Raw genomic sequence first — 22,993 nt, forward strand, 5'->3', positions numbered from 1 at the left:
GCGCGGGGTGCTCACCAGGGTGTGCCCGGCCAACTCGGCGACGGGCAGGGGTCGGTCGGCGTCGGCGGCGAGCGGGTGGTCCTCGGCGCAGGCGGCGACCAGCGGGACCTCCAGCACGGTGTGCAGGGAGAGCCCGGTGAGGGAGGACCGGCCGTCGTCGCCCTCGCGCCCGCTCGCGGCGGTCGGCAGACCGACCACGGCGAGGTCCAGCCGCCCCTCGCGCAGGGCGGCGAGCATCCTGGCGGTGGTGTCCTCGGCGAGCGAGAAGTCGATGCCGGGGTGCTCCTGGCGGAAGGCGGCGAGGGTGGTGGCCAGCCCGGGGAAGGTGCCGAGCCCGACGGGAGGGGTGAGCGCGGCGCCGGCGACCATGCCGAGCCGGACGTGCCCGCGCCGCACCCCGGCGAACTCCTGCGCGGTCTGCCGGGCGGCCGTCGCGGCGGCGAGCGCGGCCCGGGCGTGCGGCAGCACCGCCTCGCCGGCCGGGGTGAGCCGGACGGTGCGGCCCGAGCGGTCCAGCAGCGTCTGGCCCAACTCCCGCTCCAGGCGCCGGATCTGCGCGCTGACTCCGGGCTGGCTCAGGTGCAGCAGCTCGGCGGCGCGGGTGAAGCTGCCGTGCTGGGCGACGGTGACGAAGTACTGGAGCTGCCGGAGTTCCATAACTGCTGATCATAGGTGGCAGAACCGCCTGGTCTTGGACGTGCGGACGACACCGGCCGCAGGCTGGGGGCATGGAGAGCGTGCGGCAGGACCGAGGTGTGGAGTGGATCCGCGAGCAGATCGCGGCGGAGCGGCGGGAACTCGCCGAGGTGTTCACGGGCTTGACCGAGGAGCAGTGGAACTCGCCCTCGCTGTGCGAGGGCTGGCGGGTCCGCGAGGTGGCCGCCCACATGAGCACCGGCTTCCGGCACTCGCGGGCCCGTACGGCCTGGGAGCTCGCCCGATCCGGCGCCAACATCCACCGGATGGCCGACCGGGTGGCCCGCCGCGACGCCGCCACCCTCACCGACCGTGAGCTCGCCGCCGCCATGGCCGACCACGCCGAGCACCCCTGGCGCCCGCCGGTCGGCGGCCGGATCGCCGCCCTCGCCCACGACGCCGTCCACGGCCTCGACATCACCACCGCCCTCGGCCTGCCCCCGCGCCTTCCGCCGGCCCGCGCCGCCGCCCTGCTCGGTGCGGTCTCCGCCCGCAGCCTGCGGTTCTTCGGCGTCCGGCTGGACGGCGTGCGGCTGCGGGCGACGGACGTGGACTGGTCGTACGGGGAGGGGCCGCTGCCGGCGGAGGGCCGGGCGGAGCACCTGCTGCTGGTGGCGTACGGGCGGCGGCTTCCGCGCGGGCTGCTGGCGGGGGAGGGCGCGCGGCGCTTCGCCCGGGAGGATTGAACCGGGCGTCTACTGGGGCCGCTTGAGCCTGCGGAGGACCTCCAGGGCGGACAGGGCGCTGTTGAGGAGGTGCATGCTGTCGCGCAGGGCGGCGCGCTGCTCGTCCTCGGAGGCGGCCTCGGCCGTGCGCCAGATGTCGTTGCTCCGGGTGAGGGCGTCCTGGACCTTCGTGACGGCGTCCTGCGCGGCCCGGACGTTGTGGTCGTAGTGCGGGTCCTGCTGGTTGTTGGCCTGGTAGTCGGTCAGCTGCCCCCGCAGCTCGGCCAGCATGCGGTCGATCGACTGCCAGGTCCTGGTGACGTCCGCCACCAGGTTGGGCAGGGTGAAGGCGTTGAGTCCGCGGTGCCGGTCGAGCGGGTTGTAGTCCACGCCGAAGTTGTGGACCATGTCCATGACTTCGTGGAGGGTGTGGTAGGCGAGCTCGAAGGTGTGGTCGTAGTCGAGCCGCCAGAAGGAGAAGATCCCCCAGCCGAGGGCCTCCCGCTCAGGGGCGCTGGCGCCCGCCCACTGCGCGAGGTTCTCCATCCGCACGGTGGTCATCGAGGCGCCTGCCCAGACCGGAATCCTGTTCCTGCGGGCGAACTTGGTGCTCTCCTCGTTCTCGTCGCGCGTCGAGGGGAGCTTGGGGCGCTGGCCGCGGTCGGTCGTCGCGGTGGCCCGGCTTCCGTCGAAGTTGACGGAGGTGGTGCTCAGGTTGGTGCCGGGGGCGGGCTCCGGCAGCAGCTCCATGCCGGCCCGGTCGGCGATCCACTTGCGGGGCCCGCCGAAGTACTCCATGAGGTCGTGCAGCGCGATGATCTTGTCGCGGAAGGAGTAGTCCCGCGGCCGCTGCAGCACGCCGAGGAGGTCGAATCCGATCGCGCTCTTCGGCATCCTCGGGTTCGTCTGCTCCAGCCCGGCGAAGTACTTCTGGTAGTGGCCCAGTTGGCCGTTGTTGAGGGTGCTGATGCCGGTGCGAAGCTCCTTCTCGATCTCCGCCTGGACGTCGGTGCCGTTCTTGTGGAGGCCGCCGGTCCTGGACAGGGCGTCCAGCTGGAAGAAGATCTTGGACAGCAGGCTGTCGAGGTAGACCTCGATCTGCGGGTTGTCCTGGACGGCCTCCGCGGTCTCGCGCTCGCGGTGGCGTTCGCCCTTCGCCTCCACCCAGCCGACCAGGGCCCTGGCCAGGTCGGTGTAGTCCTCGTACGCGCGGTCCTGGCGCTTGGTGCCGAAGACCTGGTGCGGCCGCGACGGGGGGTTGCGCCCCGGCGGGGTGTTCAGGTTGCCGGCGTCGTCGAGGATCCACTTGTCGAGCTGTTTGAGGATCGCCGCGCTGTTCGCGTTGATCTTGGTCTTCAGCTCGGGATCGAAGACCGGCACGTTGGACACCTTGGCGAACGCCTCGTGCACCACCGTGACCGGGTCCTGCTCGGCGGCCTTCGTGAGGTCCTCGCCGCCGACCTTGAGCGCCCGTTGCACAGGAGGGCTCGCCGGGCCGCCGGAACCCGCCCGGGCCTGCCGGACCCGCCGGGCCACGGCGGCGTTCCCGACCACGGGCTGGAGCGCGAGGAAGACGGCGGGGCCCGGCGCACCGGCGCGGGAGGGCCGCGAAGGGCGGTCGGCCCGGTGCGCGGCGTCCGCCTGCTCGCCGTGGCCCGTACGGGAGTGATCGTGCGCATGCATCGGGGAGGCTCCTTGCCGTCCGGGGAGCAGCCTCGTTTATAACAGCGCCGGTGCGGTCGGGGTAAGGGACTTCGAGGCAGGCTCGGTTGCCCTCCGAGGCAACGCCCGGTGCCGGGCCGACGGGGGGCTCGGCGAGTCCGCAGGCCGTGGGCCCGAGGGAGGCGCCGGAGACGCCTTGAGGGCTTCAGCGGGCCCCGACGGAGGGCAGCCGCTCCAGGATCCGCTCCATGCCGCTGGTCCAGTTGGCCTCCAGGGCGACGACCGCCTGCTCGACGTCGCCGTCGAGCAGGCACTGGGCGATCCGCTCGTGCTCCTCGGCGGCGCGCTCCAGGATCTCGTGGTCGCCGACGACCACCCGCTCGTAGCGGTGGAGGGTCAGCTTCAGCGAGTCGATCATGTCGCGCAGCCGGGTGTTGGCGCAGCCGGAGAGCAGCAGGGCGTGCCAGGCGTCGTCGTAGCGCTCTATGGTGCCGTGCGGGGCCTGAGGGGCGGAGAAGGCGCGGGCCTGCGCCAGCAACCGGGGCGCGATCGCGGACAGGTGCGCGGGGTCGGAGGTGCGCAGGGCGAGCGACTCCAGGGCGATCAGGATGGCCGTGAGGTCGAGGAACTCCTGCTTGCCGGTGGGCGCGAAGCGGAAGCCCTTGCCGCGCTCGCTGGTGATGATGCCCTCGCGCTCCAGGCTGATCAGGGCCTCGCGCAGCGGGGTCCGGCTGACTCCCAGCTCCTCGGCGAGGTGGACCTCGTTGATCGACTCGCCGGGGGTGAACCGGCCGCGGCCGAGCTGCTCCAGGAGTTCGTCCTTCACCTGCTCGCGCAGCGGACGCCGCTCGATCGCCATCGGGCTTCCCTTCTTCCTCGGTCGGTAGGGTACCGGCCGGGCGTTCGGCGCCATCGGCCGGGCGCCGTACGGCTCGTGACGCGCCGTACGGCACCCGCCGAGCCGGGCGGTGCGGGGTGGTGCGGGCGGACAGGCCCTATGCGGTGCCGGCGCCGTCCACGGCGATGATCGCGCCGCTGACGAAGGCGGCGGCATCGCTGGCCAGGAAGGCGACGGTCTGGGCGATGTCCCGGGGCTGGCCGATCCGGCCGAGCGGGCGGTCGGCGGCGTCGGCGTAGAAGGCGTCCGCGCTCTCGCCGAGCTGGCGTGCCTCCTCGGCGAGCATGCCGGTGGCGGTGTCGCCGGGGCAGACGCAGTTGACCCGGATGTTGTCCGGCCCGTGGTCGATGGCCATGGCCCGGGTCATGTTGACCACGGCGCCCTTGGACGCGCAGTAGGAGACCGCCCGGCCGCCGCCCTTGATGCCCCAGCCGGAGCCGGTGTTGACGATGCTGCCGCCGCCGTTCGCGGCCATCAGTGGGACGACCAGTCCGCTGAGCAGCATGATCGAGCGGACGTTGACGGCCATCACGAGGTCCCAGTCCTCGTCGCTGATCTCGGTGACGGTGGACCTTCGGATGATGCCCGCGTTGTTGAACAGCACGTCCACGCCGCCGAGTTGCTCGACGGCGGTGTGGACCACCCGCTCGCAGTCGGCGCGCCGGGAGACGTCGCAGCGGACGAAGGTGCCGCCGATCTCCTCGGCGGCCGCCTCACCGCGCTCGGCGTCGAGGTCGGCCAGCACGACGGCCGCGCCGAGTTCGGCCAGCAGGCCCGCCGTTGCCCGGCCGATGCCGGAGGCGGCGCCGGTGACGACGGCGCGCTTGCCGTGGAGGTCGATCATGGGGGTGCTCCTTCTCGCGTGTGGGGAGATCGAGGTCGGGCGTTCAGGCGGAGAGGCGGTAGACGGCGCTGGAGCGGCGGCCGGTGATCACCCGGACGTGCCCGGAGAGGGCGCGGTCCAGTTCCGGGTCACCGGTGTCCAGCAGCAGTGGTCGGCCGGCCAGCGCGGCGAGTTTGGCCTCGGTGGCGAGGACCAGCAGCCGCTCCCGGCCCGCCGTGCGCAGCAGTTCGGGGGTGAGCTGCTGGTTGCCGCGCCCGAGTAGGAAGCCCTGGCCGCCGATGGGGGAGAGCGCGATCCACGGGGCGGCGGGCAGGCCGCGCAGCTGGTCGGCCCGGGCGTCCCGGCGCAGCACGCGGGCGGTGCCGTCGGGTCGCAGGAGCAGCAGGTCGACGCCGGTCAGGCAGGCGTCGGCCGCGCCGAGCGCGGTGGCGACGGCGTGCGTGGTGCCGCCGGGGCCGAGGAGCAGCAGCCCGCCGGGGCCGACCCGCTCGGCGACCTCGGCGGCGATGCCGCCCACGGCCGAGGGGTCGGGGGCGGCCGAGGCGCCGGTCTTTCGCTGCTGCACCCGGGCGGGCAGCACCGGTACGGTCAGCCGGCCGTACAGGCGGGCGGAAACCCGGCCCTCCCGCAGCGCGGAATCGTCGCGGTCCACCACCTCGGCGGCCTCCAGCCGCACGTCCGCGCCGCCGCGCGCCCAGGCGGCGACGACCTCGGCGGCGGCGCGCGGGTGGACGGCGAACACGGCGGAGTGCATCTTGACCCCGGCCGGGATGCCGAGCACGGGCAGCGGCGACCGCGGCCCGAGCGCGTCCAACACGTCCCGGGCGGTGCCGTCGCCGCCGCAGAACAGCAGCAGCTCGACGCCGGCCGCCGCCAGGGCGCGCACCGCCGCCCGGGTTTCGGCCGCGGTGGTGCGGGCCGTGGTGGCGGGCCGGTGCACCACCCGGGCGGGTAGCCCGGCCGCCTCGGCGGCGTCCGCGCCCATCGACCCCTCGGCCGTCAGCAGTTCCACGCCGGTGAGTTGACAGAGCGTCAGAGCGGCCCGGGCGGTCGAGGACGGCCGGGCGCCGAGCGCGCGCGCCCGCCGCTGGAGGTCCTCGCCGTCGCTGCCCTTGAGGCCGACCCGGCCGCCGAGCCCGGCGACCGGGTTGACCACCAGCCCGAGCAGGGGTCCGGTCACGGCCGCTCGCCGAGGACCTTGCGGCGGTAGGCGCGCCAGGTGACCGCCCAGGCCGCCGGGTCGTCCAGCGGCTCGTGCCGGATCCGGTGCACGGCGGAGTTGTGCGGGGCGGTCCGTACGGTCTCCGGCTCCTCGTAGGCCTCGCGGGCGACCTCGGCGAGGATCGCCGCGTACTCGTCCAGGTCGGCGCGGGAGTAGGACTCGGTCGGCTCCAGCGTCATCGGCTCGGGGACGACGTACGGGTGGTGGCTGGTCCAGTAGTGGGTGCCGAAGTCGGCGGCGCGGTAACCGAGGTCCTCGCTGTGCAGGCCGGTGTCCTCGTTGAGCCGCTGCCAGCTGTAGCGGACCTGCTCGACCCGGGGCCGGCCCTCGGCGTACGGGACGGAGACGCCGCGGATCGCCTTCACCCGGTGCAGCAGGTAGTTGTTGTTGAGCACGGCGGTCTCGGCCACCTCGCGCAGGCCCTCGGCGCCCAGCGCCATGATCCAGGCGTAGGCGCGCACCAGGTTGGGGACGACGCCCAGGTACGGGCGGATCTTGCCGATGGACTCCGGCCGGTCGTGGTCCAGGATGTACCGCTCGCCGTCGAACTCGACCGTGGGGGAGGGCAGGTAAGGCGCCAGCTCGGCCGTGACGCCGCAGGCCCCGGCCGCCGGGCCGCCGCAGGCGTGCGGGGTGGAGAAGGTCTTGTGCAGGTTGAAGTGGCACAGGTCGAACCCGGCCTCGCGGGCGCGGGTGATGCCCAGGATGCCGTTGGCGTTGGCCTGGTCGTAGGCGCACAGGCCGCCGGCCTCGTGCACGATCCGGACGAACTCGGCGATCCGGGGGTTGTAGATGCCGGTGTCCTCGGGGTTGGTGATCAGCAGCGCGGCCGTGCGCGGGCCGACGGCGGCACGCAGCGCCTCGATGTCCGGGTAGCCGTCCGCGTCCGGGTGGAGGGTGATCACCTTGAACCCGGCGGTCTTGGCGCAGGCGGCGTTGGACGGGTGCGAGAAGGCGGTGGTGATGACCTCGTCGCGCTGCTCCAGCTCGCCGCGGGCGGCGTGGTACGCGCGGATCACCGACACATTGGTCCAGATCGCGGCGGACCCGGCGCCCGGTTGCAGGCTGACCCGGTCCATGCCGGAGATCTCCTTGAGCAACTGCTCCAGCCGGTGGGCGATTTCGAGCACGCCCTGGACGGTCGACGGGTCCTGCGCGGGGTGCAGGGCGGCGATCCTGGGGTCGCGGACGAAGGTGTCGTTGACCTTGGGGCTGTACTTCATGGTGCAGGTGCCCTGGCCGACGTCCACGTTGAGGTCGGCGCCCAGGTTCTCCTGGGACAGTCGCAGGTAGTGCCGGAGCACCTGCTGCTGGCCGAGCTCGGGCAGCGCGGCGGGGGTGGTGCGGCGCAGCGCGGCGGGCAGTCGCTCGGTCGGGTCGCCGACGGCGGCGACGACGCCGGGATCGGCCAGCGGCGGCAGGACGCCGCGCTCACCGGGCGCGCCCAGCTCGAAGATCAGCTTCTCGTCCCAGCGGGCCTGGTGGAAGCGGCGCAGGGCGGGTTTGGGGGTGATGCGGGGGTCTACGGAGGTGCCGTTGTGATGTTCCGTCACTTCACGATCTCCTCAAGGGCTTCGGCGAGGTGGTCGAGGTCGGCCCGGGTATGCAGCTCGGTCACGCAGTACCGGCCCTCGTCCAGCCCGGCCGGGGTGCCGCCGTGCAGGCCCCGGGCGAGCAGTCCGGCGGAGACCTCGGTGGCGGTGAGCCCGCCGGCGTAGCGCAGGGTGAAGTCGGCGAAGTGCACGGCCTCCGGGTCGGCGAGCTCCACTCCCGGCACCTGGGCGAGGCGCTGCCGGGCGTAGGCGGTGTTGGCGAGGATGGTCTCGCCGATCTCGCGCATGCCGTGCGGGCCCATCAGCGCGAGGTAGACCCCGGCCGCGATGCCGTGCAGGGCGGCGGCGGTGCCGACCCACTCCTTGCCCTCCTCGCGCAGCGCGAAGGAGGTGCGCTCGTAGGCGACGTCGCCGAAGCCGTACTCGCCGGGTACCTCGGTCGGGGCGAGGCCGAACAGCCGGCTCGGGTACTCGGCGACGAGCCGTTCGTCGTCCGGGCTGCCGATGAAGCCCGCGTTGCCGCCGCCGAAGCTCGGGTGGATGCCGAGCGGCTGGAGGTCGCCGCAGGTGAGGTCGGCGCCGAACTCGGCGGGCGGGGTGAGCACGCCGAGGCTCAGCGGGTGGACGTGGGCGACCGCCAACGCGCCGAAGTCGTGGGCGAGTTCCACGTACTCGGGCAGCCTCGGGTCGATCCGGCCGCAGTGGTCGGTCAGCTGGGCGTACACGGCGGCCGCGTCGCCGTTTGCGAGCGCCGCCCGGACGGCCTCCGGGTCGGCGGGCACCGGTACCAGCTCGTGCACGCCCCGCACGTAGTCGCGGATCCGGGAGAGCCGGTCCGGATCGATCTCGCCGACCAGCACCAGCCGGCGCCGCCCGGTCGCCCGCCCGGCCATCCGCAGCGCCGTCGCCGCGGCCTGGAAACCGTCGTACGTCGGCACGTTGACCACCTCGACCGCCAGCAGCTCGGCCATCAGCGACTGGTACTCCCACAGCGCCTGGAACCGGCCGTGGTCCTCGTACGGCTCCCCGGCGTAGGCCGTCAGGAACTCGCTGCGGTTGACGACCTCGTCCACCACGGCGGGCACATGGTGCCGGTAGCAGCCCGCGCCGAGGAAGGAACGGCCGGGCGGAACGGCGGTGTTACGAGAGAGCAACTCCTCCATGTGGGCCACCAGTTGGGCCTCGGACCGCATCGGCTCGGGCAGCCCGAGCGGGCGGTCCAGCCGGAGCGCGGCGGGGATGTCGGCGTAGAACTCCTCGACGTCCTGCGCGCCGACGGCCGCCAGCATCGAACTCTTCACGTCGGGGGCGGAGTTGGGGATGTACGGGTGGGTTCGGGGAACGCGTGCGGTCATCTGGCACCTTCCGCGATTTCAGTCAGAAGCCTTGACGGGCATCTGCATGCTGAGTTCTGTATACAGCATTCGGCATTCACCAGTCGGGAGGCAAGATGTCCGCAGAAACCCGGCACAGAAAAAGTCCCCAACTCGCCGGTGAGCAGGGAGGATCCGTCCCACGGCCGTCCCGCCGCCGGCTCCTCGGCGCCGGACTCGCGGGCGGCGCACTGCTGTTGACCGGCGCCACGGGCTGCGCCACCGGTGGCACCGGAGCCCGGGACGCCAAACAGCTCGGCGGCGGCCCGAGCGGCACCCTCACCGGGAAGATCACCATCTGGTCCTGGGACGTGGCCGCCAAGGCCATGCAGCGGCTCGGCAAGACCTTCGAACAGACCCACCCCGGCACCACCGTCGAGGTCGTCGACATCGGCTACGACAACGCCTACGACAAGATCACCGTCGGGCTCGGCGCCGGCAGCGGACTGCCCGACATCCTCACCATCGAGGGCGGCAGACTGCCCACCTACATCGGCAACTTCCCGAACGCCCTGGTCGACCTCACCAACCGGGCAGGAAACCTCAAGTCCCAGTACTCCGAGGCCGCCTGGCGCACCGTCACCGACGCGAAGGGGCGCGTCTTCGCCCTCCCCTGGGACAGCGGCCCGTGCGGCCTCTTCTACCGCCGCGACCACTTCCAGCAGGCCGGCATCGACCCGGCGAGCCTCAACACCTGGGACGACTACCTCACCGCCGGAACCACCCTCAAGGCCGCCACCGGCAAGAAGCTGCTCATCCTGGACGCCAAACAGGACACCTTCCTCTCCCTGCTGCTCCAGCAGCAGGGCCAGGCCTGGTTCACCGACGGCAAGGTCGCCGTCGCCACACCCGCCGCCGAGCGCGCCCTCACCCTGATGAAGCAGCTCGTCGACCGCGACCTGGTCGACTTCGAGAACGGCTGGGACGGCCTGGTCTCCGGCACCCACGACGGCAAGGCCTCCACCACCCCCATCGCCGCCTGGTGGGACGGCACCCTCACCACCGAAATGGCCGACCTCTCCGGCAAGTTCGGCGTCCTCCCACTGCCCGCCTTCACCCCCGGCGGCACCCGGACCTCCAACAACGGCGGCTCCACCCTCTGCGTCACCGCACAGAGCCGCAACCCGGAGACCGCCTGGGCGTTCATCTCCTTCCTGCTCGCCGACAAGGCCAACCAGGCCTCGATGATGCAGCACGAAGGGCTCTTCCCCGCCTACCTCCCGGCCCTGGACGACCCCTACTTCCAGCAGCCCGCGCCCTACTACGGCGGCCAGCCGGCCATGAAGCTCTTCGCCGAACTCGCCCGCACCATCCCCACCGTCGAGCGCACCGCCGACGACGCCAAGGCCGGCGACATCGTCACCACCGCCGTCAACCAGGTGCTGCACAACGGCGCCGACCCCGGCAGCGTGCTGCGCTCCGCCGCCCGCCAGATCGCCACCGCCACCGGCCGCCAGTCGGCCGTCTAGGAGCGGGCCCCATGACCAGCCCCCCGCTCTCCCTGCGCGAACCGGCCGTGCCCGCGAAGGCCGCCCGCACCCGACGGCGCTCCTTACGCGGCGCCGCCTGGCTGTTCGCCGGCCCCACCGCCGCCCTGTTCACCGTCTTCTTCGCCTACCCCCTCGGCGCCAGCCTCTACCAGAGCCTCACCGCCCGGCGCGACGGCGTCGAGGTCTTCGTCGGCCTGGACCAGTACCGCCGGATGCTCGACGACCCGGCCTTCCTGCACTCCCTGGTCAACACCGCACTGATCCTCGCCGTCCAGGTGCCCGTGATGATCGGGCTCGCCCTGGTGCTCGCCGTCCTGCTCAACCAGTCCTGGCTGCGCTTCCGCTCCGGCTGGCGCGCGGTGTTCTTCCTGCCCGCGATCACCACCCTGGTCGCCTACGCCGTCGTCTTCCAGGTGCTGCTGCGCACCGACGGCGGCCTGGCCAACCAACTCCTCCAGGCGCTCGGCCTCGGCCCGGTCGACTGGCTCAACTCGCCCACCTGGGCGCGGATCTCGCTGATCGGCTCGGTCACCTGGCGGTGGACCGGCTACAACGCCGTCATCCTGATGGCCGGACTCCAGGCCATCGGCCGCGACCAGTACGAGGCCGCCGCCCTCGACGGCGCCGGCACCGTGCGCACCTACACCGGAGTGATCCTGCCGCAGCTGCGCCCGGTGGTGCTGTTCTGCGTCATCACCTCCAGCATCGGAACGCTCCAACTCTTCGACGAGAACTACGTACTGACCCGCGGCGGCCCGGGCGACGCCACCCTCACCCCGGTGGTCTACCTGTACAAGGTCGGCTTCCAGCAGCTCGACTTCGGCTACGCGGCCGCCATCGCCTGGGTGGTCGTGCTGATCATCGCGGCCGTCTCGCTGCTCCAGTTCCGGCTCTACGGAAGGGAACGCCGCCGATGAGCACGTCACTGAGCAAGCCGGCGAGCACGTCGCGGAACACGTCGTCGAGTAAGTCGAGCAAGCAGAGGAGCGGCACCCCCTGGCCCGCCCGGCTCGGCCGCGGCGCCGTCCTCGCCGCCCTCGCCCTCGGCGCGGTGGTCAGCCTGGTGCCCTTCGCCTGGATGCTGATCGCCAGCACCCACACCAGCTCCGAACTCTTCCACTCCCCACCGCCGTTCCTGCCCGGCGGCGAACTGCTGCGCAACCTCGCCCACCTCCAGCAGAGCATCGGCTTCGGCAGGGTCCTGCTCAACAGCCTCGGCATCGCCCTCGTCTACACCCTGCTCAGCTCACTGCTGTCCGCGATGTGCGGCTACGGCCTCGCCAAGTACCGCTTCCGCGGCCGCGGACTGCTGCTCGGCGCGGTGCTGGCGACCATGATGATCCCGCTCCAGGTGCTGCTCGTCCCGCTGTTCCAGATGATGGCCAGCCTCGGCTGGATCGACAGCTACCAGGCCGTCATCCTGCCCTTCCTGGCCAACTCCTTCGGCATCCTGCTGATGCGCCAGGGCTTCCTCGACTTCCCCGACGAACTGCTGGAGTCCGCCAGGATCGACGGCTCCGGCGAACTGCGCACCTTCTACCAGGTCGTCCTGCCCTGCGTGCGCCCGCAGCTGGGCGCACTGGTGATCTTCACCTTCATGGGCCAGTGGAACAGCTTCATCTGGCCGCTGCTGATGCTCAACACCCAGGACAGGTACACCGTGCCCGTCGCCCTCAACACGCTGACCGGACTCACCCACGTCGACTACTCCGGCCTGATGCTGGGCTCCTTCCTGGCCACCCTCCCGCTGATGCTGCTCTTCCTGCTCTTCCAGCGGCAGTTCGTGGCCGGCCTGCTCGGCGGAGCCCTGAAGGGATGACCATGATCACCCCCGACCCGACCCCGGACCGCCTCACCCGGGTGCCCGGCCTGCTGTACGGCGGGGACTGGAACCCCGAGCAGTGGCCCGAGGAGGTGTGGGCCGAGGACGTGAAACTGATGGCCGAGGCCGGGGTCAACCTCGTCACCATCGGCGTCTTCTCCTGGGCCCGACTCCAACCCGACGCCCACAGCTGGGACTTCGGCTGGCTGGACCGCCTGCTCGACCTCCTCCACGGGCACGGCGTCGCCGTCGACCTGGCCACCGCCACCGCCTCGCCACCCGCCTGGCTGGTCCGCGCCCACCCCGAGCTGCTGCCCGTCACCGCCGACGGCGTCCGGCTGGAGTTCGGCTCCCGCCAGCACTACTGCCCCTCCTCCCCGGCCTACCGGCAGGCCGCCGTCCGGCTCACCCGGGCGCTCGCCGAGCGCTACCACGACCACCCGGCACTCGCCCTGTGGCACATCCACAACGAGTACGGCGACCATGTCCAGGAGTGCTTCTGCGCCGAGTCCGCCGCCGACTTCCGGCGCTGGCTGCGCGAGCGGCACGGCACCGTCGAGGAGCTCAACCGCTCCTGGGGGACGGCCTTCTGGTCCCAGCGCTACAACTCCTTCGACCAGATCGAGCCGCCGCGCACCGCCCCCGGACCGGTCAACCCGACCCAGGTGCTGGACTGGCGCCGGTTCTGCTCCGACGCACTGCTCGCCCTGCACCGCGCGGAGAAAGCCGTACTGGACGACGTCTCGCCCGGCGTACCGGTCACCACCAACTTCATGTCGATGCTCAAGGCACTCGACTACTGGGAGTGGAGCCGCCACGAGGACCTCGTCTCCGACGACGCCTACCCCGACCCGGCCGACCCGCGCGCCCACGTCAACGCGGCCATGAACTACGACCTGATGCGCTCCCTCAAGGGCGGCCAGCCCTGGCTGCTGATGGAACAGGCCCCCTCCGCCGTCAGCTGGCGCCCGGTGAACCTGCCCAAGCGCCCCGGCCTCCACCGCCTCTGGTCGCTCCAGGCCCTGGCCCGGGGCGCCGACGGGGTGCTGCACTTCCAGTGGCGCGCCTCCGTCGCCGGGGCCGAGAAGTTCCACAGCGCGATGCTGCCGCACCGGGGCACCACCGCGCGCGGCTGGCGGGAGACCGTCGCCCTCGGCGCCGAACTGCGACGCCTCGGCGAACTCGCGGGCAGCCGGCTGCGCGCCCGGGCGGCGGTGCTGCTCGACTGGGACAGCTGGTGGGCACTGGAACTGGACGACCACCCCTCCGCCCGGATGCGCTGGCCCGAACTGCTGCGCCCCTGGTACGCGGCCCTGCACGCACGCGGCATCACCGTCGACTTCCTGCCGCCCACCGGCCCGTACGACGGGTACCGGCTGCTGCTCGCCCCCAACCTCTACCTGCTCGACACCGCCACCGCCGAGCGCCTCACCGGCTTCGTCCGCGCCGGCGGCCACCTGGTCTGCGGACCGTTCAGCGGCATCGCCGACCGGCACGACCACGTCCACCCCGGCGGCCACCCCGGTCCGCTGCGCGAACTGCTCGGCCTGGTCGTCGACGAGCACTGGCCGATCCCCGACGGGGCGACCACCGCCGTCCGGCTCGGCGACGCGCACCTGCGCGCCGAGCACTGGAGCGAGTGGATCGAGACCGAGGGCGCCGAGACCCTCGCCCGCTACACCTCCGGCGAACTGGCCGGCCTGCCCGCCGTCACCCGGCACCGGCAGGGCCGCGGCAGCGCCTGGTACCTGAGCTGCCACCTCGGCACGGACGTCGGCCGGGTGCTCGACCTGCCCCTCGCCGAGGCCGGGCTCGGCCCCGAACTGCCCGGCCTGCCCGAGGGCGTCGAGGCCACCCGCCGGCGCGCCGCCGACGGCACCGAGTACCTGTTCCTGCTCAACCACGGCCCCGCCGAACGCCGGGTGCCGCTGGAACGGCCCGGCACCGAGCTGCTCACCGGCACCGCGACGGGCGAGGGCCTCACCCTCGCCCCGCTCGGCGCCGCCGTCCTCCGACTCCCCGCCACCGAGGAGCGCCCGTGAACCCGCTGACCCGCCGCCACTTCCTCGCCGCCTCGGCCGCCACGGCCGCCGTCTCACTGACGGGCGCCCCGGCGGCCCACGCCGACGAACCACCGGCCGGCCCCTCCGACGAGCGCCACGACCGCGAACGCTACGCCGACGTCCTCGACCTGCACGGCACCCCCGCCCAGGCCTACCCCGGCGACGCCGGCGGCAACAACCCGATCAACGTCTTCGCCGACCTCGGCGCCTGGCACGCCTACGCCCTGCCCCGGCCCCAGGACCGCCTCGGCGGCTTCACCGGCCCGCTGTACCTCGCCCAGGAGTACCCCTGGTGGCTCAGCGACGGTCTCACCCGCCTCCAACTCGCCGAACAGGGACGGACCCTGGACCTCACCGCCGGCGGCGCCCCGACCCTCACCGCCCTGCCCGGCCTGCTGCGCCAGCGCTACACCCTCGGCGACGGCCTCACCCTCACCCTGGAACTGCGCTACGCCGACAACCGCACCGCCCTGCTCAGCGCCCGCCTCGCCAACACCGGCCCCACGGCCCGCACCCTGCGGGTCGCCTGGACCGGCACCCTGCTGCGCCCCGCCGACGGACCACAGCGCGAAGCCCCGCGACTGCACGCCACCGACCGCGGCATCGAGGTCCGCTTCGCCCGGGTCCGCGAGACCTGGAACTACCTCACCGACGGCACCGAGCGCTTCGCCGTCCGCCACGCCCAGCCCGTCCGGGCCACCCTGGGCGCCGACGGCGACAGCCACCACACCGAGCTCGCCGAGACCCTACGGCTGGCGCCCGGCGCGGCCCGCACCCTGGACTGGACCGAGAGCTACACCTTCACCGACGCCGAGTACACCCGCACCGCCGACGAGGCCGAGGCCGCGCTGCGCGCCCCCGGACAGGTCGCCGCGGCGGGCGCCGCCCGCTGGGCCGGCTACCTCGACCGCGCCACCGAAGGCGTCCCGGCCGCGCGCCGCCGCACCGCCGTCAAGTGCGTGCAGACGCTGGTCACCAACTGGCGCAGCCCGGCCGGGCGGATCGGGCACGACGCCGTCACCCCCTCGATCTCCTACAAGTGGTTCAGCGGTGTCTGGGCCTGGGACACCTGGAAGCAGGCCGTCGGCACCGCCGTGTTCGCCCCCGGCCTGGCCGCCGACCAGATCCGGGCGATGTTCGACCACCAGGTGCGCCCCGACGACCCCGAGCGCCCGCAGGACGCCGGGATGGTGCCGGACTGCGTCTTCTACAACGACCCGAGCACCGGCGGCGGCAACTGGAACGAACGCAACTCCAAGCCCCCGCTGGCCTCCTGGGCGGTCTGGGAGGTCTACCGGCGCGGCGGCGACCGCGCCTTCCTGCGCGAGCTGCTGCCCAAGCTGACCGCCTACCAGGACTGGTGGTACCGCACCCGGGACCACCTCGGCGAGGGCCTGTGCGAGTACGGCGCCACCGTCGACCAGGCCAACACCGCCCCCGAGGACTGCCGGCAGGCGGCGGCCTGGGAGTCCGGCATGGACAACGCCCCGCGCTTCGACGCCGCCGCCGTCGTCCCCAACCGGGACGCGCACGGCCGGCTGCTCGGCTGGTCGCTCACCCAGCGCTCGGTCGACCTCAACGCCTACCTGGCCGCCGACCACCGCCACCTCGCCGCGATCGCCGCCGAACTCGGCGACCGGCCCACCGCCGACCGGCTGCGCGCCCGCGCCGAGCGGATCGACACCGCGATCCGCGCCACCATGTACGACCCGGGCACCGGCTGGTTCCACGACACCGACCTCGCCACCGGCGCCCGCCTCACCGACCGGGGCCGCGGCATCGAGGGCGCCGTCCCGCTGTGGTCCGGCAGCGCCACCCCCGCCCAGGCCCGTACGGTCCGCGCCCTGCTGCTCGACCCGGCGGAGTTCGGCACCCCGCTGCCCTTCCCGACCGTCGCCCGCAGCTCGGCCCACTTCGACCCGGCCGGCTACTGGCGCGGCCTGGCCTGGCTCGACCAGACCTACTTCGCGATCGAGGGCCTGCGCCGCCACGGCTGGAACCAGGACGCCCGCAGGGCCGTGGAACGGCTGCTGGCCTGCGCCGAGGGGCTCACCGGTGACGGACCGGTACGGGAGAACTACGATCCGCTGACCGGCAAGGGCCGCAACTCCACCAACTTCAGCTGGTCCGCGGCGCTGCTCCTGCCGCTGCTCCGAAACTGACCGACTTTGGCGACCGGCCCTCCCACCAGGCATGATCGGGGGCATGGTCGAACGAGTCATTGCAGCGTGTGACGGAGCAGCCAAGGGCAACCCGGGTCCGGCGGCCTGGGCCTACGTGGTGGCGGACGGCGCCGGGGCGCCCCAGCGCTGGGAAGCCGGGCCGCTCGGGCACAGCACCAACAACATCGGCGAGCTGACGGCGCTGCGGCAACTGCTGTCCGCGACCGACCCGGCCGTCCCGCTGGAGGTGCGGCTGGACAGCACCTACACCCGCGACTCGGTGACCAAGTGGCTCAAGGGCTGGAAGCGCAACGGCTGGAAGACCGCCGCGGGCAAGCCGGTGGCCAACCAGGAGCTGATCCAGCGGATCGACGAGCTGCTGGAGGGGCGGGACGTCACCTTCGTGTACGTTCCCGCCCACCAGGTGGACGGCGACCCGCTGAACGCCATCGCCGACAAGGCGGCCAGCGACGCCGCCCGCACCCAGCAGGCCGCCGCCGGGACGGCCGCCGACCTGCCGGTGCCCGACCCGGCCCCCGCCCCCAAGGCGGGGCGTGCCCGCCCGGCCTCCGCCTCCGCGTCCGGCGGCACGGCCAAGCGCGGCGGCACCTCCCGCACCCTGGCCGCCCGCTTCCCCGGGACCTGCCCGTGCAGCCGCGCGTACGCCAAGGGCGACAAGATCACCAAGGTGGGGAGCAGCTGGGGCCACCCGGAGTGCGCCGCCGCCCACGCCTGAGCGCCCATCCCTGAGCACCCGGCGCTGAGCACCCATCCCTGAGCACCCAGCCCCGAACCCGGGCCCGCCCACGTCCCGTACGGACGCGAGCGGGCCCGGGCTCGTATCCGTGTATGGGGGAGGGGCGTTGGCGGTAGGTCAAGAACGTGACAGTAGCCCGGCGGCCGGCCCGGCCGCTGCCATCATGAAACCGCCGCCGCAGGCGCTCGACCAGGCCACCGGGGTCAGGCCTGAACGACCGTGACCGGTCGGCCGCGGGGTGCGGCCGACCGGTCACGGTCACTGCTGGGGACGGAGCGTCACTAGGGCTTGGCGATGGACTTGATGTCCTCGAAGCTCATGCCGATCTTGTTGAAGGCCTTGGCCTGGGTCTCGGGAACGCCGAGGCCGGCCAGCTCCTTGAGCTGGGCGTCGGTCAGCGGGGCCGCGTCCGTGGTCCCTCCGAGGTCGCCCGCGCCCGCGCCCGCGCCCGCACCGGGGCCGCCGGCACCGCCGGAGGCGAGGGTGAAGACCGTGTTCATGAGGTCCTCGGTGGTCATCTTCGTCGCGCCGTCCGGGGCCTGGACGTTCGGCGCGGACTGGTTGAAGGCGAGCTTCACCGGGAAGTTGACGCCCGGACCGGCCTTCTTCTCCAGCTGCGCCAGGTCGAAGGTGGCCGAGGAGAACGCGCCGTCCTTCAGGTAGAGGTCGACGCCGACCTTGGTGTCCGGCACGTCCTTGGGCGCCTCGGCCGGGAACTTGCCGAACTCCTTGGGGAACTTCTCGGACAGCGGCTTGAGGGTCTTGTACAGCTCGTCCACCAGCTGGCGGCCGGGGGCGTTGACCCAGATGTGCTCGGCGCCGTCCTTCTTGCCCTTGTCCTCGAAGGTGACGGTGCGGTTGAACACGTCCTTCAGCGACTCGAGGAACTGCTTGGCGGCCTCCGGGTCGGCCGAGGGCACGGTGCTCGGGGCGGCGCCCTTGGCACCGTCGGACTTCTTGGCCTCGTCCGCCAGCGCCTGGAGGTCGAAGGAGACCCACTTGCCGTTCAGCACGTCCTTGGCGCCGCTGAGTTCGGCGGGCAGGTCCTTGGCGACGGTGTCGAGCTCGGCCGGGTCCTGGCCGGTCAGCTTCAGCACGCTCTTCAGGTCGGCGTGCAGGTAGGCCTTGCCGTCGACCTGGCGGTACTCGAAGAGCTGGGTGCCCTTCTTGTCCGACAGCACGTAGGAGACGCGCGCCGACTTGTCGACGGTGAGGTCCTTCTTGTCGGCCGACTTCGCGCTCTTGAAGGCGTCGAGCTCCTTGAGCGGCTTGTCGGCGGAGATCGCGACGGAGAGCGAGAGGCCGGACAGGGCCTGGGCGCTCTTCTCGTCTGCGGGCTTGTCGCCGCCGGCCTTGCTGAAGGCGATGATCTGCTCGGGGGTGGCGTCCACGGAGAGCGTGAATCCGGCCGACTTGCCGTCACGGACCTTGTCGAACGCCTTCGACACCTTCTGGGCGGCGGAGAGCTGCTCGGCGGTGCCGCAGGCGGCGAGGCCGGCGGCGAGGACGGAAGCGGTGACGGCTACGGGCAGGGCACCGCGGGTGGCCTTGCGCAGGGCGGTGTTGATGGTACGACTCCTGTGTGACAGGGCCCGGTCGCATACGACCGGGCCGATCCCTCCCCTGTGACGAGAAGCGCCACAGTGCATACACATGTGATCACATTATCAGCAAGGAGTCGCCTGGATTTTTGGCCCTGGCTTTAAAGGATTTGGCCGAGATCACGGCTGTATGGCCGGAATCCGACCCAACCGTAGCGCGGTGTCGATCAGCGGGACGTGGCTGAAGGCCTGCGGGAAGTTGCCGACCTGGCGCTTGAGCCGCGGATCCCATTCCTCCGCGAGCAGCCCGAGGTCGTTGCGGATGGCGAGCAGCTTCCCGAAGAGCTCGCGGGCCTCGCCCACCCGGCCGATCAGCGCCAGCGCGTCGGCGAGCCAGAACGAGCAGGCCAGGAAGGCGCCCTCGTCGCCCGGCAGGCCGTCCACGCCGCCGCTGGTGGGGTAGCGCAGCACGAAGCCGTCCTCGGTGGACAGTTCGCGCTGGATCGCCTCCACCGTGCCGATGACGCGCTTGTCGTCGGGCGGCAGGAAGCCGACCTGGGGGATCAGCAGCAGTGAGGCGTCCAGCTCGCGCGAGCCGTAGTACTGGGTGAAGGTGTTGCGCTCCGGGTCGTAGCCGTGGGCGCAGACGTCGGCGTGGATCTCCTCGCGCAGCTCGCGCCAGCGCTCGACCGGGCCCTCGCAGTCGGTCTGCTCCAGCAGCTTGACGGTGCGGTCGACGGCGACCCAGGCCATCACCTTGGAGTGGACGAAGTGCCGGCGCGGCCCGCGGACCTCCCAGATGCCCTCGTCCGGCTCCCGCCAGTGCTGCTCCAGCCAGGAGATCAGCCGCAGTTGCAGCAGGTGGGCGTGGTCGTTGCGGGCCAGGCCGGTCAGGTGGGCCAGGTGGAGGGCCTCGACCACCTCGCCGTAGACGTCGAGTTGGAGCTGTCCGGCGGCGCCGTTGCCGACCCGGACGGGCTGCGAGCCCTCGTAGCCGGGCAGCCAGTCCAGCTCGGATTCGGCCAACTCCCGCTCACCGGCTATGCCGTACATGATCTGGAGGTTCTCAGGGTCCCCGGCGACGGCGCGCAGCAGCCACTCGCGCCAGGCGCGGGCCTCCTCGCGGTAGCCGGTGCGCAGCAGCGAGGACAGCGTGATGGTCGCGTCGCGCAGCCAGGTGTAGCGGTAGTCCCAGTTGCGGACGCCGCCGATGTCCTCCGGGAGGGAGGTGGTCGGGGCGGCGACGATGCCGCCGGTGGGGGCGTAGGTGAGGGCCTTGAGGGTGATCAGCGAGCGGACCACCGCCTCGCGGTAGGGGCCCTGGTAGGTGCACTGGGCGACCCAGTCGCGCCAGAACTCCTCGGTGGCGGCCAGCGCCTGCTCCGCGTCCGGCCGCTCGGGCGCGGGCAGGTGGGAGGCCTGCCAGGTGAGGGCGAAGGCGATCCGCTCGCCCGCCCGCACGGTGAAGTCGGCGTAGGTGGTGAGGTCCTGGCCGTAGGTCTCGGTCTCGCCGTCCAGCCAGACCGAGTCGGGCCCGGCGACCGCGACGGTACGGGAGCCCCCGCCCTCGGTGACCTTGTGCACCCAGGGCACCACCCGGCCGTACGAGAAGCGCATCCGCAGCGCCGAGCGCATCCGGACGGTGCCGGCCACGCCCTCGACGACGCGGATCAGCTGGGGGGCGGCGCCGTGACGATCGGACAGCGCGCGCGGGGGCATGAAGTCCACCAGCCGCACGGTGCCGCCGTCGGTGTCCCACTCCTGCTCCAGGACCAGCGAGTCGCCCCGGTAGCGGCGGCGGTCGGACGGCCCGGCGGCGTCCGCCTCCGGGCCGATCCGCCAGAAGCCGTGCTCGTCCGTGCCCAGCAGGCCGGCGAAGACCGCCGGGGAGTCGAAGCGGGGCAGGCACAGCCAGTCCACCGCCCCGTCCCTGCTGACCAGGGCGGCGGTCTGCATGTCTCCGATGAGTGCGTAGTCCTCGATACGGCCGGCCACGTGGATCTCCAGTTCGCAATGTGGTCAGGACGCATCGGCGAAACGAGGGAGCGAGCGGTCTGCGGGGCCGGTTCCACCCCGGGACGTCCGGTCCGCCGAGGGGTGGTGGCGGGCCTTGCTGGAGTGTCCGCGCGGAGCTCGGTCGAGCCCCTGAGGTGGGTGGGAAGGAGCTGGAATACGGGGAGGTCCGGTCGCGCATCGGGGACCGGGAGTCACCTGACGCTCCCACGCCCTCCGCGTGCTCGTGCTGTCGGCGATGCGTCCGTGCAGCTTACGACGGACGAAAGGGGCGAAGCACGCGGGCGCAGCCCGGTGTGGCGCCGCAATTCGGCGGAAATGCCGTGCATCGCGGGGGCGTGGCGAAGGATGGTCCGGAAGGATCAGCTCCGGGTGGTCTCTACGGAGGATCCGCCATGGTCCGGACGGGGAGCCCCGTGCTGGCCCGGTCCGGCCGGTGGTGCGACGGGTGTGACTCGTGCGGCTCATGATGCGCCGGTCGTGCGCCGGGGCGCACGCTCCCGGAGTGCCGTGCGCGGGCCGAAAAGCGTCCGGGTCGGGTCACTGATACCCTGGTATCCCGTGGACCGGCGGGATCAAACGCCCCGGACCAGCCGAACCGACGACCCCCCGAGCGCCGAGCACCGAGCCGGCCTCCCGTCGCCCGGCGAGCCGAGAGCCTCCCGCCCACGTCACCTTCGACACGCGACCCACGGGAGCCCCCTCTTGGCACAGCCCCATTCCGGCAAGGCAGCGAACGGCCGCGCCGTGACGACCAAGCACCTCTTCGTCACCGGGGGTGTCGCCTCTTCGCTCGGCAAGGGGCTGACCGCCTCCAGCCTCGGCGCGCTGCTCAAGGCCCGCGGCCTGCGCGTGACGATGCAGAAGCTCGACCCGTACCTCAACGTGGACCCGGGCACCATGAACCCGTTCCAGCACGGTGAGGTGTTCGTCACGGACGACGGCGCCGAGACCGACCTGGACATCGGCCACTACGAGCGGTTCCTCGACACCAACCTGCACGGCTCGGCGAACGTCACCACCGGCCAGGTGTACTCGACCGTCATCGCCAAGGAGCGTCGCGGCGAGTACCTGGGCGACACCGTCCAGGTCATCCCGCACATCACCAACGAGATCAAGTCCCGGATCCGCCGGATGGCGACCGAGGACGTCGACGTGGTGATCACCGAGGTCGGCGGCACCGTCGGCGACATCGAGTCGCTGCCGTTCCTGGAGGCCGTCCGCCAGGTCCGCCACGAGGTCGGCCGGGACAACGTGTTCTTCGTGCACGTCTCCCTGCTGCCGTACATCGGCCCCTCGGGCGAGCTCAAGACCAAGCCCACCCAGCACTCCGTCGCCGCGCTGCGCAACATCGGCATCCAGCCCGACGCGATCGTGCTGCGCGCCGACCGCGAGGTCCCGCAGGCGATCAAGCGCAAGATCTCGATGATGTGCGACGTGGACGAGGAGGCCGTGGTCGCGGCCATCGACGCCAAGTCGATCTACGACATCCCCAAGGTGCTGCACAGCGAGGGCCTGGACGCCTACGTGGTGCGCCGCCTCGACCTGCCGTTCCGCGACGTGGACTGGACCACCTGGGACGACCTGCTGCGCCGCGTCCACGAGCCGCAGCACATCGTCAAGGTCGCCCTGGTCGGCAAGTACATCGACCTGCCCGACGCCTACCTGTCGGTGACCGAGGCGCTGCGCGCCGGCGGCTTCGCCAACAACGCCCGCGTCGAGATCAAGTGGGTCACCTCGGACGACTGCGAGACCCCCGAGGGCGCCCGGGAGCACCTCGGCGACGTCGACGCGATCTGCATCCCCGGCGGCTTCGGCGACCGCGGCGTCACCGGCAAGGTCGGCGCGATCACCTACGCCCGCGAGAACAGGATCCCGCTGCTGGGCCTGTGCCTGGGCCTCCAGTGCGTGGTCATCGAGGCGGCCCGCAACCTGGCCGGCCTCCCCGAGGCCAACTCCACCGAGTTCGACGCCGCCGCCAAGCACCCGGTCATCTCCACCATGGCCGAGCAGCTGGCGATCGTCGACGGCAAGGGCGACCTGGGCGGCACCATGCGCCTGGGCCTGTACCCGGCCAAGCTCGCCGAGGGCTCGATCGTCCGCGAGGTCTACGGCGGCGAGCAGTACGTCGAGGAGCGCCACCGCCACCGCTACGAGGTCAACAACGCCTACCGCGCTGACCTGGAGAAGACCGGCCTGGTGTTCTCCGGCCTCTCGCCCAAGGGCGACCTG

The 22,993-nt window shown here is 72.5% G+C and carries 17 protein-coding genes; 8 read left to right on the top strand and 9 right to left on the bottom strand.

Going from position 1 to position 22,993, the window contains the following annotated elements:
- The coding region (locus tag J0670_RS05430) for a LysR family transcriptional regulator (protein ID WP_207810148.1) at positions 1-657 on the bottom strand (657 nt) is incomplete at its 3' end.
- 71 nt (positions 658-728) lie between these two features.
- Here J0670_RS05430 and J0670_RS05435 point away from each other — a divergent pair.
- On the top strand, positions 729-1,382 hold the full coding sequence (locus J0670_RS05435) for a maleylpyruvate isomerase family mycothiol-dependent enzyme (RefSeq protein ID WP_207810149.1): 654 nt from the start codon (positions 729-731) through the stop codon (positions 1,380-1,382).
- A 9-nt stretch (positions 1,383-1,391) separates the two neighbouring features.
- On the opposite strand, the gene J0670_RS05440 is transcribed toward J0670_RS05435, so the two are convergent.
- The 6 genes from J0670_RS05440 to gcvPA form a co-directional block, all read right to left on the bottom strand.
- Positions 1,392-3,044 (bottom strand): hypothetical protein, encoded by a 1,653-nt coding sequence (locus tag J0670_RS05440; RefSeq protein ID WP_207810151.1) that lies wholly within the window; start codon positions 3,042-3,044, stop codon positions 1,392-1,394.
- 184 nt (positions 3,045-3,228) lie between these two features.
- Positions 3,229-3,882 carry a GntR family transcriptional regulator gene (locus tag J0670_RS05445; RefSeq protein ID WP_207810153.1) on the bottom strand — a complete coding sequence of 218 codons (654 nt, stop codon included), beginning with the start codon at positions 3,880-3,882 and terminating at the stop codon, positions 3,229-3,231.
- 136 nt (positions 3,883-4,018) lie between these two features.
- Positions 4,019-4,765: an SDR family NAD(P)-dependent oxidoreductase gene (locus tag J0670_RS05450; RefSeq protein ID WP_207810155.1), complete on the bottom strand. Its 747-nt coding sequence runs from the start codon at positions 4,763-4,765 to the stop codon at positions 4,019-4,021.
- A 43-nt stretch (positions 4,766-4,808) separates the two neighbouring features.
- Positions 4,809-5,945, bottom strand: coding sequence for an ATP-NAD kinase family protein (locus J0670_RS05455; protein WP_207810156.1), 1,137 nt, complete (start codon positions 5,943-5,945; stop codon positions 4,809-4,811).
- Complete coding sequence (gene gcvPB / locus J0670_RS05460) at positions 5,942-7,540, bottom strand: aminomethyl-transferring glycine dehydrogenase subunit GcvPB (RefSeq protein WP_307806391.1); 1,599 nt, start codon at positions 7,538-7,540, stop codon at positions 5,942-5,944. The genes J0670_RS05455 and gcvPB overlap by 4 nt, the downstream gene beginning before the upstream one ends.
- Positions 7,537-8,895: an aminomethyl-transferring glycine dehydrogenase subunit GcvPA gene (gene gcvPA, locus J0670_RS05465; protein ID WP_207810158.1), complete on the bottom strand. Its 1,359-nt coding sequence runs from the start codon at positions 8,893-8,895 to the stop codon at positions 7,537-7,539. The genes gcvPB and gcvPA overlap by 4 nt, the downstream gene beginning before the upstream one ends.
- Before the next feature lie 215 nt (positions 8,896-9,110).
- Here gcvPA and J0670_RS05470 point away from each other — a divergent pair, with 215 nt between their 5' ends.
- Genes J0670_RS05470 through J0670_RS05495 form a run of 6 tightly spaced genes read left to right on the top strand, consistent with a single transcriptional unit; the run spans position 9,111 to position 17,186 of the window.
- Positions 9,111-10,382: an ABC transporter substrate-binding protein gene (locus J0670_RS05470; RefSeq protein ID WP_207810160.1), complete on the top strand. Its 1,272-nt coding sequence runs from the start codon at positions 9,111-9,113 to the stop codon at positions 10,380-10,382.
- 11 nt (positions 10,383-10,393) lie between these two features.
- Entirely contained in the window at positions 10,394-11,320 is a 927-nt protein-coding gene (locus J0670_RS05475; protein ID WP_207810162.1) for a carbohydrate ABC transporter permease, read from the top strand.
- Positions 11,317-12,222, top strand: a complete 906-nt coding sequence (locus tag J0670_RS05480; RefSeq protein ID WP_207810163.1) for a carbohydrate ABC transporter permease — start codon at positions 11,317-11,319, stop codon at positions 12,220-12,222. The genes J0670_RS05475 and J0670_RS05480 overlap by 4 nt, the downstream gene beginning before the upstream one ends.
- A complete protein-coding gene (locus J0670_RS05485) occupies positions 12,219-14,267 on the top strand; it encodes a beta-galactosidase (protein ID WP_243436567.1) in 2,049 nt (682 codons plus the stop codon). Before J0670_RS05480 ends, J0670_RS05485 begins: the two co-directional genes overlap by 4 nt.
- Positions 14,264-16,450, top strand: coding sequence for a trehalase family glycosidase (locus tag J0670_RS05490; RefSeq protein WP_307806392.1), 2,187 nt, complete (start codon positions 14,264-14,266; stop codon positions 16,448-16,450). The genes J0670_RS05485 and J0670_RS05490 overlap by 4 nt, the downstream gene beginning before the upstream one ends.
- A gap of 43 nt (positions 16,451-16,493) precedes the next feature.
- Entirely contained in the window at positions 16,494-17,186 is a 693-nt protein-coding gene (locus tag J0670_RS05495) for a ribonuclease H (protein ID WP_243436568.1), read from the top strand.
- A gap of 302 nt (positions 17,187-17,488) precedes the next feature.
- Here J0670_RS05495 and J0670_RS05500 read toward each other — a convergent pair whose 3' ends face one another.
- Complete coding sequence (locus J0670_RS05500) at positions 17,489-18,862, bottom strand: hypothetical protein (protein ID WP_207810166.1); 1,374 nt, start codon at positions 18,860-18,862, stop codon at positions 17,489-17,491.
- A 66-nt stretch (positions 18,863-18,928) separates the two neighbouring features.
- A complete protein-coding gene (locus J0670_RS05505; RefSeq protein WP_207810168.1) occupies positions 18,929-20,743 on the bottom strand; it encodes a glycoside hydrolase family 15 protein in 1,815 nt (604 codons plus the stop codon).
- A gap of 765 nt (positions 20,744-21,508) precedes the next feature.
- Here J0670_RS05505 and J0670_RS05510 point away from each other — a divergent pair.
- The coding region (locus J0670_RS05510; RefSeq protein WP_307806393.1) for a CTP synthase at positions 21,509-22,993 on the top strand (1,485 nt) is incomplete at its 3' end.

Origin of the sequence: Streptomyces sp. FH025, from assembly GCF_017427025.1 — a bacterium.
GTDB lineage: Bacteria > Actinomycetota > Actinomycetes > Streptomycetales > Streptomycetaceae > Kitasatospora.